At 55.9% G+C, this 16,218-nt stretch carries 16 protein-coding genes; 3 read left to right on the top strand and 13 right to left on the bottom strand.

Annotation, left to right across the window (positions count from 1 at the left end):
- Nucleotides 1–98 precede the first annotated feature (98 nt).
- From hemG to pepQ, 4 genes are read right to left on the bottom strand one after another with little or no spacing between them, the layout of a single operon-like run.
- On the bottom strand, nucleotides 99–644 hold the full coding sequence (gene hemG / locus ADJ24_RS20835) for a menaquinone-dependent protoporphyrinogen IX dehydrogenase (RefSeq protein ID WP_023309599.1): 546 nt from the start codon (nucleotides 642–644) through the stop codon (nucleotides 99–101).
- Nucleotides 645–654: 10 nt separating this feature from the next.
- Nucleotides 655–2,106: a Trk system potassium transporter TrkH gene (gene trkH, locus ADJ24_RS20840; RefSeq protein ID WP_023309600.1), complete on the bottom strand. Its 1,452-nt coding sequence runs from the start codon at nucleotides 2,104–2,106 to the stop codon at nucleotides 655–657.
- Between the two features lie 41 nt (nucleotides 2,107–2,147).
- Entirely contained in the window at nucleotides 2,148–2,762 is a 615-nt protein-coding gene (locus ADJ24_RS20845; RefSeq protein WP_023309601.1) for an IMPACT family protein, read from the bottom strand.
- Nucleotides 2,762–4,093: a Xaa-Pro dipeptidase gene (gene pepQ, locus ADJ24_RS20850; RefSeq protein ID WP_023309602.1), complete on the bottom strand. Its 1,332-nt coding sequence runs from the start codon at nucleotides 4,091–4,093 to the stop codon at nucleotides 2,762–2,764. Before pepQ ends, ADJ24_RS20845 begins: the two co-directional genes overlap by 1 nt.
- A 190-nt stretch (nucleotides 4,094–4,283) precedes the next feature.
- On the opposite strand from pepQ, the gene fadB reads away from it, so the two are divergent.
- The gene (gene fadB, locus ADJ24_RS20855; RefSeq protein ID WP_023309603.1) at nucleotides 4,284–6,473 is read left to right on the top strand and encodes a fatty acid oxidation complex subunit alpha FadB; all 2,190 of its coding nucleotides are present in this window, start codon (nucleotides 4,284–4,286) and stop codon (nucleotides 6,471–6,473) included.
- 9 nt (nucleotides 6,474–6,482) lie between these two features.
- A complete protein-coding gene (fadA, locus tag ADJ24_RS20860; RefSeq protein ID WP_008501515.1) occupies nucleotides 6,483–7,646 on the top strand; it encodes an acetyl-CoA C-acyltransferase FadA in 1,164 nt (387 codons plus the stop codon).
- 182 nt (nucleotides 7,647–7,828) lie between these two features.
- On the opposite strand, the gene fre is transcribed toward fadA, so the two are convergent.
- Together fre and ubiD are read right to left on the bottom strand one after the other, a co-directional pair.
- A complete protein-coding gene (gene fre / locus ADJ24_RS20865; RefSeq protein ID WP_008501516.1) occupies nucleotides 7,829–8,530 on the bottom strand; it encodes an NAD(P)H-flavin reductase in 702 nt (233 codons plus the stop codon).
- A 42-nt stretch (nucleotides 8,531–8,572) separates the two neighbouring features.
- Nucleotides 8,573–10,063, bottom strand: a complete 1,491-nt coding sequence (ubiD, locus tag ADJ24_RS20870) for a 4-hydroxy-3-polyprenylbenzoate decarboxylase (RefSeq protein WP_161798668.1) — start codon at nucleotides 10,061–10,063, stop codon at nucleotides 8,573–8,575.
- Between the two features lie 173 nt (nucleotides 10,064–10,236).
- On the opposite strand from ubiD, the gene rfaH reads away from it, so the two are divergent.
- Nucleotides 10,237–10,728 (top strand): transcription/translation regulatory transformer protein RfaH, encoded by a 492-nt coding sequence (gene rfaH / locus ADJ24_RS20875; protein ID WP_023309605.1) that lies wholly within the window; start codon nucleotides 10,237–10,239, stop codon nucleotides 10,726–10,728.
- On the opposite strand, the gene tatD is transcribed toward rfaH, so the two are convergent.
- The 7 genes from tatD to ubiE form a co-directional block, all read right to left on the bottom strand.
- The gene (tatD, locus tag ADJ24_RS20880; RefSeq protein WP_023309606.1) at nucleotides 10,725–11,507 is read right to left on the bottom strand and encodes a 3'-5' ssDNA/RNA exonuclease TatD; all 783 of its coding nucleotides are present in this window, start codon (nucleotides 11,505–11,507) and stop codon (nucleotides 10,725–10,727) included. The two genes, rfaH and tatD, sit on opposite strands and share 4 nt — an antisense overlap.
- A 41-nt stretch (nucleotides 11,508–11,548) precedes the next feature.
- A complete protein-coding gene (gene tatC, locus ADJ24_RS20885) occupies nucleotides 11,549–12,319 on the bottom strand; it encodes a Sec-independent protein translocase subunit TatC (RefSeq protein WP_023309607.1) in 771 nt (256 codons plus the stop codon).
- Between the two features lie 2 nt (nucleotides 12,320–12,321).
- Complete coding sequence (gene tatB, locus ADJ24_RS20890) at nucleotides 12,322–12,864, bottom strand: Sec-independent protein translocase protein TatB (protein ID WP_023309608.1); 543 nt, start codon at nucleotides 12,862–12,864, stop codon at nucleotides 12,322–12,324.
- Nucleotides 12,865–12,867: 3 nt separating this feature from the next.
- Complete coding sequence (gene tatA, locus ADJ24_RS20895; RefSeq protein ID WP_023309609.1) at nucleotides 12,868–13,122, bottom strand: Sec-independent protein translocase subunit TatA; 255 nt, start codon at nucleotides 13,120–13,122, stop codon at nucleotides 12,868–12,870.
- A 76-nt stretch (nucleotides 13,123–13,198) separates the two neighbouring features.
- The gene (ubiB, locus tag ADJ24_RS20900; protein WP_023309610.1) at nucleotides 13,199–14,839 is read right to left on the bottom strand and encodes a ubiquinone biosynthesis regulatory protein kinase UbiB; all 1,641 of its coding nucleotides are present in this window, start codon (nucleotides 14,837–14,839) and stop codon (nucleotides 13,199–13,201) included.
- A complete protein-coding gene (ubiJ, locus tag ADJ24_RS20905) occupies nucleotides 14,836–15,441 on the bottom strand; it encodes a ubiquinone biosynthesis protein UbiJ (protein ID WP_023309611.1) in 606 nt (201 codons plus the stop codon). The genes ubiB and ubiJ overlap by 4 nt, the downstream gene beginning before the upstream one ends.
- Nucleotides 15,442–15,454: 13 nt before the next feature.
- Entirely contained in the window at nucleotides 15,455–16,210 is a 756-nt protein-coding gene (ubiE, locus tag ADJ24_RS20910; RefSeq protein ID WP_023309612.1) for a bifunctional demethylmenaquinone methyltransferase/2-methoxy-6-polyprenyl-1,4-benzoquinol methylase UbiE, read from the bottom strand.
- Nucleotides 16,211–16,218: the final 8 nt, after the last annotated feature.

The raw sequence follows: 16,218 nt of genomic DNA on the forward strand, positions 1-16,218 counted from the left end.
GTTCCGTGTCAGTGGAGGCGCATTATAGGGAGTTATTCCGACGTGACAAGCACAAAATACAAAAAACTTTTCGTTCGCTCACTTTTCAAACTTAACGCTTATTTATGTCGCGAATCGCCCGTTAAATGTGCGATTTCTCGCGCAAAACTGGCCACCTGCGACCAGTCGGTATAAACCACTTCTTTACGCGTATCGGTTTCCCCCCCCGTCATCTTCATAATCAGGCGGATCATAAAGCGGTCATACCAGCGGTAGCGAGGGTAGCGCAGCGCGCCGGCAAAGACGGCGCACAGGTCAGGCTGCCACGGCGAGCTGAGTAAAAACTTGCGCGTGTAGCTGTTGGTCTGCGGCGTACGCTTCTCGGCTTTACGTGCGACAAGATTGACCGAGTAAAAGGCACCGGGCAATTTGTTGAGCACCGCCGTGTGCTTCTTCACAAAGCGATCCAGCGCCGGATGGAAATGCCCGTAACGAATTGACGCGCCAATTACCACGCGATCGTAATCCTGCCAGGCTATCTGCTCCGCACGGTTCAGGTTCACCACATCAGAGTAAATACCCAGCTCTTTTAATTCCGAAGCCAGATAAGCGGCAATCTCACGCGTTTGTCCGTCTCGCGTAGAGAAAAGAATCAATGCTTTCATCAACGGCTCCTTACTCGCGCCAGAATGTAGGGGTGAACAGCACCAGCAGCGTAAAGACCTCAAGACGACCAAACAGCATATTGGCGATGAGGATCCATTTCGCGACCGGGTTCATGCTGGCAAAGTTATCCGCCACAACGCCCAGACCGGGCCCGAGGTTATTCAATGTTGCTACGACGGACGCAAAGGCGGAGAAATCATCCACCCCCGTCGCAATAATAGCCAGCATACTGACGATAAAGACCAGCGCATACGCCGAGAAGAACCCCCACACCGCTTCGAGGATACGTTCCGGCAGCGCGCGGTTCCCCAGCTTAATGCTGTAAACCGCGTTCGGGTGGACCAGGCGCTTCAGCTCACGGTTGCCCTGCTTAAACAGCAGCAGAATACGAATTACCTTCAGGCCGCCGCCCGTAGAACCCGCACAGCCCCCGATAAATGCCGAGCATAACAGCAGCACCGGCAGGAACAGCGGCCAGCGCGCGATACTGTCCGTGGTAAACCCGGCGGTCGTCGCCATCGATACCACCTGGAAGAACGCCTGATTTAGCGTGGTCAGCGCGGAGTTGTAGACATCATGGAACCACAGCACCAGGGTACAGATGATTACCAGCGTAAGCTGGACGCCAATAAACATACGGAACTCCGGGTCACGCCAGTACACCTTCAGGCTGCGCCCGCTCAGTAAAGAGAAGTGCAGACCGTAGTTACAGCCTGAAATCAGCAGGAAAATGGCAATAATGGTGTTAATCGTTGGACTGTCGAAGTAGCCGACGCTGGCATCGTGGGTGGAGAACCCGCCGATAGCGATCGTCGCAAAGCTGTGTCCGATGGCGTCGAAAGCGGGCATCCCGGCAAACCATAGCGCCAGCGCACAGGCCACCGTCAGTAATACATAGATAAGCCAGAGGGTTTTCGCCGTCTCGGCAATACGCGGGCGCATTTTGTTATCTTTCAGCGGCCCGGGCATTTCAGCGCGATAGAGCTGCATGCCGCCAACGCCCAGAATAGGGAGAATAGCCACTGCCAGGACGATGATCCCCATCCCCCCGAACCACTGCAGCATCTGACGATAAAAGAGAATGGCGTGCGGGAGTGAATCCAGCCCCACCAGCGTCGTCGCCCCGGTGGTTGTTAAACCGGAGAACGATTCAAAAAAGGCATCCGTAATGCTCAGGTTAGGCTGTTCAGAGAAGATAAAGGGCAGCGAACCGACGCTCCCCAGCACCGTCCAGAACAGGACCACAATCAGAAATCCTTCGCGAGATTTCAGTTCACCTTTCTGACGACGGTTTGGCCACCACAGCAGCGAGCCGATCGCCAGCGCGACAAAGAAGGTCTGGGTAAATGCCCGCCCCGCGCCGTCCCGGTAGATAAGCGCCACCAGTCCTGGGAGAATCATCGTCCCGGAAAAGAGTATGACCAGCAGTCCAACGATTCGGGTTATGGCACGAAAATGCATCTCTGCCGCTTCCTTTGGTATTCAAAAAAGTGAGGTGGGGATTATTCTTCAATCGGCAGCAATTGCAACGAACCACGACTAAAATCAGCCAGTTTTGCTGAAAAAGCAGCCAGCTCCGCCTGAGGAAGCGCCACGCGTAATTTCACCATTGCCTGATATTCACTGTGCGCGATGACGCCGTTAAACTGTTTGAGCAGCGTTTCAATGCCCGATAGCTGAGCGTAATCGCACAACAAAGTATATTCGGTGAGCGGCGTTTTGCGGATAGTTGTGAGCATATTCAGTGCCTGCTGAACTCCGCCGCCATAGGCTTTTACCAGCCCACCCGTGCCTAACAGGATACCGCCGTAGTAGCGCACCACCACGGCGGTAATTTCACCCACGCCGCTGCCCATCAGCTGCGAAAGCATGGGTTTACCGGCCGTGCCCGCCGGTTCACCGTCGTCGGAAAACCCCAGCTGTTGTGAATCATCCGGCGGCCCTGCCACCCACGCCACACAGTGGTGACGCGCGTCAGGATGTTCAGCCCGAACGGATTCGACAAACGCCTTTGCCGCCTCTACGCCGTCTGTATGCGCCAGCAGCGTAATAAAGCGGCTTTTCTTGATTTCCTCAACAAAGGTGACCGGTTCAGCCGGTATCAGCCAGCTTTCCATCAGGCCAGCTTCAGGTCTCGCGTCATATTCTCAATACCGTTTTCGTGAACCACCACATTATCTTCGATGCGAATACCGCCAAACGGCTTCAGCGCGTCAATTTTTTCCCAGTTGAAGTGTTTGCTGAACTGGCCTTCACGCCACGGCGCCAGCAGGGATTCGATAAAGTAGATCCCCGGTTCAATCGTCAGCACCATACGCGGCTCCAGAATACGGGTGCAGCGCAGGTAAGGATATTTAGACGGTGCCGCCAGGTGCGTGCCGGTGTCATCCTGCATAAAGCCCGCAACGTCGTGAACCTGCAGGCCCAGCGGATGGCCGATACCGTGCGGCATGAATGGCCCGGTCAGATCGTTCTCGACCATCGCTTCTTCGCTCATGTCTTTCACAATATGATGTTTACGCAGCAGTTTTGCGATGCGCTGATGGAACTGGATGTGGTAATCCACATAGCTAGTTCCCGCCTTCATGGTGGCAATCAGCGCCAGCTGTTCATCGTTTACGTCTTTAATCAGCTGCGCGAAATCGGTATCCGCATTCGCCGCCCAGGTACGGGTCAGGTCGGCCGCGTAACCGTTGTACTCGGCGCCTGCGTCAAGCAGGAAGCTGCGCATCTCCGACGGAACATGGTGATCCAGTTTGGTGTAATGAAGCACAGACGCGTGCTCGTTCAGCGCGACGATATTGCTGTACGGTACGTCGGTATCACGGTGGCCCGTCGCGGTCAGATAGGCCTGATTGATGTCGAACTCGCTCATCCCCGACTGGAACGCTTCGTGCGCGGCACGGTGGCCATTCACCGCCGTTTTTTGCGCTTCACGCATGCAGTAAAGTTCGTAGTCGGTTTTATAGGCGCGGTAATAGTGCAGGTAATCCAGCACGCCTTTCGGATTGAGTTTGTCTGCCGGAATATCCAGACCCAGCGCGCGCTCCGGAACAGGGCCAATGTAGCCGATGTTGCCTCGCGCGGCAGGCAGCTGGCTACCAATACCGTCCGCTTTCGGCAGTGCAATCACATCAATCTCTTCCGTCCAGAAAGAGGTCGGCAGCGGTTCTACGTTGTGCCAGTAATCGACCGGCAGGTAGAACCACAGTTTCGGCTTGTTCACGCCGTCTACCAGCAGCCAGCAATTTGGAACCTGAGTCACCGGCACCCAGGCTTTGAACTGCGGGTTCACCTTAAACGGATAAGCGTGGTCATCCAGAAAGGTATTCATCAGCTCGCCGGAGTGGATCAGCAGCGCATCCAGCTTGAAGCGGGCCAGTACATCGCGGGTACGTTCCTGTAGGGTAACGATATGATTTTTATAAAGCGAAGCCAGTGAGTCCATCATTCTTCCTTTCGTTTTTTTGACCTCAAGTCATCGCATCTTAGCACACCTCACTCCGGCTGCGTGATTTCCACCGACCGTGATCAATGCAGCATTTTCTTAATGAGTAATTTGCATTTTATTAACATAAATCCCACACTCCGATTCATCTGGTATGACCAGATCCAATTGCTGGATTCAGGAGACTGACATGCTCTACAAAGGCGACACCCTGTACCTCAACTGGCTGGAAGATGGCATTGCCGAACTGGTGTTCGATGCCCCCGGCTCAGTGAACAAGCTTGATACCGCGACGGTGGCCAGTCTTGGCCAGGCGCTGGATGTTCTTGAAAAACAACCTGAATTAAAAGGGCTGCTGCTGCGTTCGAACAAAGCGGCCTTTATTGTCGGTGCCGATATCACCGAGTTTCTTTCGCTGTTCCTGGTCCCGGAAGAACAGCTGAGCCAGTGGCTGCACTTTGCCAACAGCGTCTTTAATCGTCTGGAAGATCTGCCTGTCCCGACCATTTCCGCCGTTAACGGCTACGCGCTGGGCGGCGGCTGCGAATGCGTACTCGCGACCGACTACCGTCTGGCGACGCCGGACCTGCGCATCGGCCTGCCGGAAACCAAGCTGGGCATCATGCCGGGCTTTGGCGGCTCCGTGCGTATGCCGCGCATGCTGGGTGCCGACAGCGCCCTTGAGATCATTGCCGCAGGTAAAGATGTCGGCGCAGAACAGGCTCAGAAAATCGGCCTGGTCGACGGCGTCGTGAAGCCAGAGAAACTGGTTGAAGGTGCACTCGCCATTCTGCGTCAGGCCATTAACGGCGATCTCGACTGGAAAGCCAAACGCCAGCCGAAGCTGGAACCGTTAAAACTCAGCAAGATTGAAGCCACCATGAGCTTCACCATCGCCAAAGGCATGGTGATGCAGACGGCGGGTAAACACTACCCGGCACCAATCACGGCGGTGAAAACCATTGAAGCAGCTGCTCGTCTCGGACGCGATGAAGCGCTGAAGCTCGAAAATCAGAGCTTTGTCCCTCTGGCGCACACCAATGAAGCTCGCGCGCTGGTCGGTATCTTCCTCAACGATCAGTTCGTGAAGGGTAAAGCCAGGCAGCTGACCAAAAACGTTGAGACGCCGAAACATGCGGCGGTACTCGGCGCGGGCATTATGGGTGGCGGCATCGCTTACCAGTCGGCCTGGAAAGGCGTGCCGGTGGTGATGAAAGACATCAGCGAGAAATCCCTGACGCTGGGCATGACCGAAGCGGCCAAGCTCCTGAATAAACAGCTGGAGCGCGGAAAAATTGACGGGCTGAAGCTTGCAGGTGTGATCTCCACCATTCAGCCCGTGCTGGAATACAGCGGTTTCGACCGCGTGGACGTCGTCGTTGAAGCGGTTGTTGAGAACCCGAAAGTCAAAAAAGCGGTGCTGGCAGAAACGGAAGACAAAGTTCGTCCTGAGACCGTGCTGGCTTCAAACACCTCCACCATTCCAATCAGCGAACTGGCGAGCGTGCTAAAGCGTCCGGAAAACTTCTGCGGGATGCACTTCTTCAATCCGGTACACCGAATGCCGCTGGTCGAAGTGATCCGTGGGGAAAAAACCTCTGACGAAACCATCGCTAAAGTGGTGGCATGGGCAAGCAAGATGGGCAAAACGCCGATCGTTGTTAACGACTGCCCGGGCTTCTTCGTCAACCGCGTGCTGTTCCCTTACTTCGCCGGCTTCAGCCAGCTGCTGCGCGACGGTGCGGACTTCCGCAAAATCGACAAAGTGATGGAGAAACAGTTCGGCTGGCCGATGGGCCCGGCGTATCTGCTGGACGTGGTCGGCATTGATACCGCCCACCACGCTCAGGCGGTGATGGCGGCAGGCTTCCCGCAGCGCATGCAGAAAGATTATCGCGACGCCATTGACGCTCTGTTCGACGCTAACCGCTTCGGCCAGAAAAACGGCCTGGGCTTCTGGCGCTATAAAGAAGACAGCAAAGGCAAACCGAAGAAAGAAGAAGATGCCGTGGTGGATAGCCTGCTGGCCGACGTTAGTCAGCCGAAACGCGACTTCACCGACGATGAGATCGTCGCCCGCATGATGATTCCGATGATCAACGAAGTGGTGCGTTGCCTCGAAGAAGGTATTATCGCCAGCCCGGCAGAAGCCGATATGGCGCTGGTATACGGCCTGGGCTTCCCTCCGTTCCACGGCGGCGCGTTCCGCTGGCTGGACACGCTCGGCAGCGCCCGCTATCTCGATATGGCCCAGCAGTATCAGCACCTCGGCCCGCTTTATGAGGTGCCGGAAGGGCTGCGTAACAAAGCGCGCCATAACGAACCCTACTATCCAGCAGTTGAGCCAGCCCGTCCGGTTGGCGAGCTGAAAACGGCTTAAGGAGTCACAATGGAAAAGGTTGTCATTGTTGATGCGATTCGCACCCCGATGGGCCGTTCAAAAGGCGGCGCGTTCCGTAACGTGCGTGCGGAAGACCTCTCCGCGCATCTGATGCGTAGCCTGCTGGCGCGTAACCCGGCGCTGGATCCGGCTGCGCTCGACGATATCTACTGGGGCTGCGTGCAGCAGACCCTGGAGCAGGGCTTCAACATCGCCCGCAACGCGTCGCTGCTGGCGGAGATCCCGCATTCGGTTCCGGCCGTCACCGTTAACCGCCTGTGCGGTTCATCAATGCAGGCGCTGCACGACGCGGCGCGCATGATCATGACCGGTGATGCGCAGGCCTGCCTGGTGGGCGGGGTCGAGCACATGGGCCACGTGCCGATGAGCCACGGGGTCGATTTTCATCCTGGCATGAGCCGTAACGTGGCGAAAGCCGCGGGGATGATGGGCCTGACCGCCGAGATGCTCTCTCGTCTGCACGGCATCAGCCGTGAAATGCAGGATGCCTTTGCCGCGCGCTCTCACGCTCGCGCATGGGCCGCCACGCAGTCTGGCGCCTTTAAGAATGAGATCATCCCGACCGGCGGCCACGACGCTGACGGCGTACTGAAGCAGTTCAGCTACGACGAAGTCATCCGCCCGGAAACCACCGTCGAAGCGCTTTCTACCCTGCGCCCGGCGTTTGACCCCGTCACCGGTACGGTCACGGCAGGGACCTCGTCGGCGTTGTCCGACGGCGCCGCCGCGATGCTGGTGATGAGCGAAAGCCGCGCCCGCGAGCTGGGCTTAACGCCTCGCGCTCGGGTACGTTCGATGGCGGTCGTGGGCTGCGATCCTTCAATCATGGGTTACGGCCCGGTTCCGGCCTCGAAGCTGGCGCTGAAAAAAGCGGGATTAACCGCCAGCGACATCGACCTGTTTGAAATGAACGAAGCGTTCGCCGCGCAGATCCTGCCGTGCATTAAAGATCTGGGGCTGATGGAGCAGATCGACGAGAAGATAAACCTCAACGGCGGCGCGATCGCCCTCGGTCACCCGCTGGGCTGCTCCGGAGCGCGTATCAGCACAACGCTTATCAACCTGATGGAACGCAAAGATGCCCAGTTTGGCCTGGCAACGATGTGTATCGGGCTGGGTCAGGGTATCGCGACGGTGTTTGAGAGAGTGTAAATCAGGAAAAGTATCTCAAAGCCAATGACGTCAGAACAAGGCGGCAAGCGAGCGAATCCCGATGAGCTTACTCAAGTAAGTGATTCGGGTGAACGAGCGCAGCCAACGCAGTTATGGCGTCATTGGCGAAGAGAGACAGTTTAGTTGCCGTTCTTCCCGCCTGTCAGGGGCGGGTTTTTTATTTAAATGAAGGCAAACGCATCGCCAAACAGGCGGTCTTCACGCGCGTCACGTTCGTTGCAGAACAGGTCGCGGGCAATTTTCGCCATCTCGAAACGGCCAGCGATATAGATATCGTGCCCTGCCAGCGTGCCGTGATCCTGCAGCACCGCCGTCAGCACCGTCCCGCTACGACCACGCCAGCCCTCTTCCGGCTGCTCAACCACCGGCTCAATGCGCAGGTTAGGATGGGTTACGCTCAGCGCTTCTAGCTCAGACAGGTCGTACAGATGTTTCTCTTCGCGGCCACCCCAGTAAATGGTGATGTCGCGGTCAGGGTTACGCGCCAGGGCGGTCAGCAGAATGGAGCGCACGTAAGAGAAGCCCGTACCGCCAGCGATCAGGATCAGCGGACGGTCTTCGTCATCGCGCAGCCACGCATCGCCGTGTGGAATATCCACCACGATTTCACGTTCCTTCAGGATCCGATCCATCACCGCCATCGCATACAGGTTAAGCTCTGACGCACCAATATGAAGCTCAATAAATTCCTGCTCCGCTGGCGTTGAGGCCATAGAGAAAGGACGCTTATCACGCTCATCCATCACGACCATCAGGTACTGACCCGCGCGGAAAGAGAATGGCGCTTCAGGCACTAAACGGACGCGATATACGGTGTCGGTGATGGCATCTACCGAGGTCACTTTACAGCTTAAGGTTGTCATTCGCTCTCTCTGTCGGGAAGTCTATAGGGCTTAACGGTTAGCTCAGGGTTTACCGTTATTCATTATGGCCAGCTCGCCCCAGATCGCGTCAATTCGCGCGGTCACGGCAGGATCTTTTTTGATCGGGCGACCCCATTCACGGTCGGTTTCGCCAGGCCATTTATTTGTGGCATCCAGTCCCATCTTTGAGCCAAGACCGGAAACCGGCGAGGCAAAATCCAGGTAATCTATCGGCGTGTTTTCGACTAACACCGTATCGCGCGCCGGGTCCATTCGCGTGGTAATGGCCCAGATTACGTCATTCCAGTCGCGGGCGTTAACGTCATCATCGCAGACAATAACAAATTTGGTATACATAAACTGGCGCAGGAAAGACCATACGCCCATCATCACGCGTTTAGCGTGACCAGGATACTGCTTCTTCATCGTGACCACCGCCATGCGATACGAGCATCCTTCAGGCGGCAGATAAAAATCAACAATTTCCGGGAACTGCTTTTGCAGGATCGGCACAAACACTTCATTCAGCGCCACGCCCAGCACCGCCGGTTCATCCGGTGGACGTCCGGTATATGTGGAGTGATAAATCGCATCTTCACGCTGCGTAATGTGCGTCACGGTGAACACCGGGAAGTTATCCACTTCGTTGTAATAGCCGGTGTGGTCGCCGTAGGGGCCTTCTGGCGCCATTTCACCCTGCTCGAGGTAACCCTCCAGCACAATTTCCGCACTAGCCGGAACTTCGAGATCGTTAGAGATACACTTCACGACTTCGGTTTTCGTTCCGCGCAGCAGGCCTGCAAACGCATATTCAGAGAGCGTATCCGGCACGGGCGTGACGGCTCCCAGAATGGTGGCCGGATCGGCGCCTAAGGCGACAGACACCGGGAAACGCTCCCCCGGATGCGCAGCGCACCACTCCTGGAAATCCAGCGCGCCGCCGCGATGCGACAGCCAGCGCATGATGAGTTTATTCTTGCCAATCAACTGCTGGCGGTAAATACCGAGGTTTTGCCGCTCTTTGTGCGGGCCGCGCGTAACGGTCAGCCCCCAGGTTATCAGCGGAGCGGCATCTTCAGGCCAGCACTGCATAATAGGGATTTTGGTCAGATCAACCGCATCGCCTTCCAGCACTTTCTGCTGGCACGGCGCGCCTCGCAGGCGCTTGGTGGGCATGTTCAGCACCTGCTTAAACTGCGGCAGCTTGTCGAACAGATCGCGGAAGCCCTTCGGAGGCTCCGGCTCTTTCAGAAACGCCAGCAGTTTACCGACTTCACGCAGCGCAGAGACGTCTTCCTGCCCCATTCCCAGTGCAACACGACGCGGTGTACCAAACAGGTTGCACAGCACCGGCATGGAGTAACCTTTCGGATTTTCAAACAGTAATGCGGGGCCACCGGCACGCAGGGTGCGGTCAGCAATTTCTGTCATTTCCAGATAAGGATCGACAGGAAGTGTAATACGTTTGAGTTCACCCTGCTTTTCCAGCAGCGTCAGGAAGTCGCGGAGATCGTGGTATTTCATGCAGTTAATCATGGCCTCTCTGTAAGCGCTTCATTATACGGCGTAAGCCTGCTTGATGCTGTAATTTTGTTAAATAAGCGTGAACTTATGCGTTCTGCTCCATTTTCCCCCATTATAATCAACTTAGCGATCCCGCCAGGGTTTTGATATGCTTGCGCCCCGAACTAAGGGAAAGAGTGATTATGCAGGCCTGGTATTTACTGTATTGCAAACGCGGGCAACTTCAGCGCGCGCAGGAACATCTTGAACGTCAGTCTGTAAATTGCCTGACACCCGTGATCACGCTTGAAAAAATGCAGCGCGGGAAGCGCACAACCGTCAGTGAGCCGTTGTTCCCGAACTACTTGTTTGTGGAGTTCGACCCGGAAGTCATCCATACCACCACCATCAGCGCAACGCGCGGCGTCAGCCACTTCGTTCGTTTTGGGGCCCACCCGGCAACGGTTCCGTCGACGGTCATTCATCAGCTGTCGATTTATCAACAGCCTGAAGGGATCACCGACCCCGAAACCCCTTACACGGGCGATAGCGTCGTGATTACCGAAGGCGCTTTCGAAGGCCTGCAGGCGATTTTTGCCGAGCCGGACGGGGAAGCGCGCTCTATGCTATTGCTCAATCTGCTGAACAAGCAGGTGCTGCAGAGCGTTAAAAACACCGACTTCCGCAAGCTTTAAACGTTTATCCTGAACAGATTACGCACGTTGTCATCCGTCTGCGCCGAAAGCCAGTGCGGATCCTCTCCGCGCCACTTCGCGACGCTCTCAACAATGTGCCCCAGATACGCGGGCTCATTCCGCCGCGATGCAGGTTTGGGTTTCATATCGCGCGGTAGCAGATAAGGCGCATCGGTTTCGAGGAGCAGCCGGTCAGCCGGGATTACTGGCAACAGCTCACGAAGTTCAAGCCCGCGGCGCTCATCGCAAACCCAGCCGGTAATACCCAGATAAAGCCCTCGCTTCAGGCAATCCAGCGCTTCCTGCCGTGAGCCGGTAAAACAGTGCAGCACCGCGCCGGGCAGTTTCTCCAGCCACGGATCCAGAAGTGCCAGGAAACGCTCATGCGCGTCGCGGCAGTGCATAAACACGGGCATTTCAAGCTCTGCTGCGAGCGCAAGCTGGGCAGTAAACGCCTTTTCCTGCTCTTCAGGCGTGGAAAAATTACGGTTGAAATCGAGACCGCATTCGCCGATCGCCACCACTTCTGGCATTTTCGCGAGACTGTACAGGGTTTCGCTGCTATCTGCGGTCCACTGGCTGCTGTCGTGAGGATGCACACCAGCGGTAGACCAACAGCGATCGTAGCCTTGAGCCAGCTGCTGCGCCTGCTCGCTCTCATGCAGGTTGGTGCCCGTCAGCAGCAGTCCTTTCACCCCGGCGGCAAACGCGCGCGCAACCACCTCATCACGATCTTTCGCAAACTGCGAGCTGGTCAGGTTGAATCCGATATCAAACATGGAAATCCCTATATAACAACCGCCCTGACGGGCGGCTGATTTTACTCTTCAGTGGTCTTGTCGGACGTATCGTCTTCGTCATCCGCTCGACGCCCTTTACCCACGTAGAACCGTGAGAAGAAGACGCCGACCTCAAACAGGCAGTACATCGGTATGGCCAGCAGCGTCTGCGAGAAAACATCCGGCGGTGTCAGCAGCATGCCGACCACGAAGGCGCCCACCAGAATATATGGACGCTTCTTACGCAGGTCATCCGGGGTCGTTACTCCTACCCAGCAGAGCAGCACAATGGCCACCGGCACTTCGAATGCCACGCCAAACGCCATAAACAGCGCCATCACAAAGCTGAGGTAGCTGGCGATATCCGTCGACACCTGGACCCCTTCCGGCGCGGTATGCGTCAGGAAGCCGAAGGCCAGCGGGAAGACGACGAAATAGGCAAACGCCATGCCGATATAAAACAGCAGCGAGCTGGACACCAGCAGCGGGATCACCAGCTTACGTTCATGCTTATACAGCGCTGGCGCCACAAACGCCCACACCTGGTAAAGAATGACCGGTGCAGAGGCAATCAACGACACCCAAAAGGTCAGCTTGATGGGGGTAAAGAACGGAGAAGCAACGTCTGTTGCAATCATCGTTGCGCCCAGCGGCATCTGCTTGATCAGCGGCGCAGAGACCACCTGATAGATATCGTTGGCAAAATAGACCAGGCACAGGAATATGAGTAAAACCGCAATAATGCAGTTTAACAGGCGCTTACGCAGCTCAATGAGGTGCGTAATCAGCGGTTGAGTATCATCTACTGCCATGTTTACGCTTTATCACTCGACGAGGGGGATGATTCGGAAACGGACGCAGCGGGCTTCACTTCCGCCGCTTTTGCCACTGGCTCTTCTGGCTGCGCCTGTTTTTTCAATTCGGTTTCGTGCGGCGTCTGTTCTGGTGCGGCAGCCTGATGTTCAGCACTGGCAGGCGTTACGCCCTCGCGCTGCTCCTCGCTGCCCTTAACCACCGGGTTATGGATGGTGTTCGCTTCATCGCTCGCTTTTTCAGGATCGTTAACGCTATAGGAGCGCTTCATCGATTCCGCCGCTTCGCGCAGCTCATCCATTGACGCTTTCAGTTCCGGCGTCAGGTTATCCATGCTCGCCTTCTCGACCTTTTTCAGGCTTTCCTGAAATTCCTGCAGCTTAAGCTCCTGCGCCAGTTCATTCTGAACGGTCGATGCCAGCGATCTCAGCGCACGAACCCAGCCCGCAACGGTTTTCACTGCCACCGGCAGACGCTGCGGCCCCAGCACAATCAGGCCAATCACAAAGACCAGCAGGAGCTCACTAAAACCAATGTCGAACACGACTTACACCTGCTCTTTATCGTGGCGTTTAGCGTCTTCCTTTTTGGCTTCTTCTTGCTTGTCGGCGATGGATTTAGCAGTAAAGTCAGCGTCCTGGCTGGTTTTATCCTGCTTGCTCTCATCATCGCTCATCGCTTTCTTGAAGCCTTTGATAGACGCGCCCAGATCGGAACCAATAGAACCGAGCTTTTTGGTGCCAAACAGCAGCACGACGATGACGGCAATAATGACTAATTGCCAGATACTGATTCCACCCATACATGTTCCTCAGGGATAGATGATTAATGAGTCAGGTCGCATTATACGTATGCGACCCGTCGATAGCGACGCACGCTCAGCGCGTTTTTCGCCAGCCTGCTAGCCAGACTACCACCCCGCCAGCCATCAGCCAGGCGGGCATCATCTGCCAGTCCGGACGGTTGATCAGCAGCAGCGTACCGCTCAGTAGCAGCGTTGCGCCAATCCCAAAGAGATAGCGTGACTGCCCCTGCCGAACGCGGCTGGACTGAAGTTCGCGGGCGATTTTATCCATGCTGTGCTGAAGGTTCTTGCTCTGACGCAAACTGTCATAAACCAGTTCAGGAATTTCAGGCATTTTTTCTATCCAGAACGGGCCTTTCTCCTTCAGCGAGCGCACCAGCGCCGGAATGCCAACCTGATCCTTAATCCAGGATTCAAGGAAAGGTTTCGCGGTCTTCCACAAGTCTAACTGAGGATAGAGCTGTCGGCCTACACCCTCAACGTAAAGTAATGTTTTCTGAAGTAAAACTAGCTGTGGCTGAACTTCCATATTAAAGCGGCGAGCCGTGTTAAACAGGTTCAACAGCACATGCCCGAAGGAGATTTCCGCCAGCGGTTTCTCAAAAATCGGTTCGCAAACGGTCCGGATCGCGAACTCAAACTCTTCGACGTTGGTATCCGGCGGCACCCAGCCGGAATCGACGTGCAGCTCGGCCACCTTACGGTAGTCGCGGTTGAAGAACGCGATGAAGTTCTCAGCCAGATACCGTTTATCTTCTTTGTTCAGCGACCCCACAATCCCGCAGTCGATACCGATATACTTCGGATCCTCAGGGTGTTCGTAGCTCACGAAGATATTGCCCGGGTGCATGTCCGCATGGAAAAAGCTGTCGCGGAATACCTGGGTAAAGAATACCTGTACGCCACGTTCGGCCAGGAGCTTCATGTTTGTTCCCTGTTTCTCCAGGGCCACCACATCCGAAACCGGAATACCGTAGATACGCTCCATCACCATCATATTCTGGCTGCAGTAGTCAGAATAGACTTCAGGTACATAGAGCATCGGGCTGTTTTCAAAGTTGCGACGCAGCTGAATGGCGTTTGCCGATTCGCGCAGCAGGTTAAGCTCATCAATCAGCGTTTTTTCATATTCCCGCACCACTTCCAGTGGACGAAGGCGGCGCCCGTCCGGCAGCAGGCGTGGCACCCAGCGCGCCAGACGATAAATCAGCTTCATGTCCGCTTTGATGACTGGCAGGATGTCCGGACGAATGACCTTAATAACGACTTCTTTGCCGTTTTCTTTCAGACGCGCGGTATGCACCTGCGCAATAGAAGCCGATGCCAGTGGGTTAATGTCGAAATCGTCAAACCAGGTCTCGACGGGTACATTTCCCATCGCCTCTTCAATTTGCTTTTTCGCGCGCGCGCCGTCAAACGGTGCGACGCGATCCTGCAGCATCGCAAGCTCATCGGCAATCAGAGGCGGGAAGAGATCGCGGCGGGTCGACAGCATCTGCCCGAATTTAATCCAAACCGGACCGAGTTCCTGCAGCGCCAGGCGCAGACGCTCACCCAGCGGTTGACCTTTATGGCGATTGGGCATCCAGAAGAGCATCCGCCGCCAGATACGAAGCGGCAGCGTGATACGCATTTTGGGGATAAGCTCGTCGAGCCCGTAGCTCAAAAAGGTGCGAATAATAAAATAGAGGCGCCGAATTTCACCAGGCGTCATTTGCCCTCCAGTTTTTCCAGCCGTTTGGTTAACGCATCAACCGCACGTTCAACAGCAGCGGTCTCTTCCGCAAACCATGCAACTTCCAGTGGCCCGGGAGCCATTCGCCACTCCTCAGTCAGCACTTCCGCCGCATAGCGTTGCTGGCGCTGGAGGCTTTTACGCGCAAAGGAGGCGCCGCCATGAAGAACTTTCCCGATGCCTTCGGCGGCAATGTCGCCGATAAAAGGCGCGAGCAGCTCCGCCGGATCGAACTCCGCCAGATCGGTGAGCGCAACGAAGTTCTGCACGACCTGAATGTCGCCCTCCACTTCCAGCTCACCGCTGCGGATAAGCGCCGTTAATTGCTGGCGATCGCGCAGTTTTGGCAGCACGCTCATGTGCGTGATGACCGAGCAGTCGGCCTCACCTTCCCACGCCCCCAGAACGTCAAGCTGACGTTCGCTGAATACCAGCACAAGCGGCGTCGATAACTCTTTTAAAACAATGCGTAATACCTTCCCGTTTAGCCGCTGACGTGCAGCTTTCAGCGCCGGAGCGCGATACAGAAAAGCGTTCAGTACATTCTCGACGCCTGCGGAGACTAAGGGTTTAAAGGGCACGGGACACCTCCACTCAGAATTTGTAACCGCGATGCAGCGCGACGACACCCGCCGTCAGGTTGAAATATTCAACGTTCTCAAATTCCGCGTCCTGCATCATGGCTTTTAATGTGTCCTGATCCGGGTGCATACGGATAGACTCCGCCAGATAGCGGTAGCTTTCAGCGTCGTTAGCCACCAGCTCACCAATGCGCGGCAGCACGTGGAAGGAATAGGCGTCGTAGGCTTTGCTCAGCGGCTCAATGATCGGTTTAGAGAACTCGAGCACCAGCAGACGTCCACCCGGCTTCAGCACGCGGTACATAGAGCGCAGCGCTTTTTCTTTATCGGTCACGTTACGCAGACCGAAAGAGATCGTGATGCAGTCAAAGGTATTGTCCGGGAATGGCAGCGCTTCGGCGTTTGCCTGCACATACTCCACATTCCCCACCACGCCAATATTACGCAGCTTTTCGCGTCCCATTTTCAGCATGGAGTCATTAATATCGGCGAGAACAACGCGACCGGTTTCGCCCACCAGACGGGAGAATTTCGCGGTTAAATCGCCCGTACCACCGGCTAAATCCAGCACCGTTTGTCCACGACGTACGCCGCTGCAGTCAATGGTGAAGCGCTTCCACAAGCGATGAATGCCGAACGACATCAGGTCATTCATCACATCGTACTTCGCCGCCACGGAATGAAATACGTGGGCCACCATGTCAGCTTTTTGCGCTTTGGCAACAGTCTGAAAGCCAAAGTGCGTTGTGTCTTGTGAATCGTCAGCCATCTCAGAGC

It is taken from the genome of Enterobacter sp. 940_PEND (assembly GCF_001059415.1).
GTDB classification, from domain to species: domain Bacteria; phylum Pseudomonadota; class Gammaproteobacteria; order Enterobacterales; family Enterobacteriaceae; genus Enterobacter; species Enterobacter cloacae_M.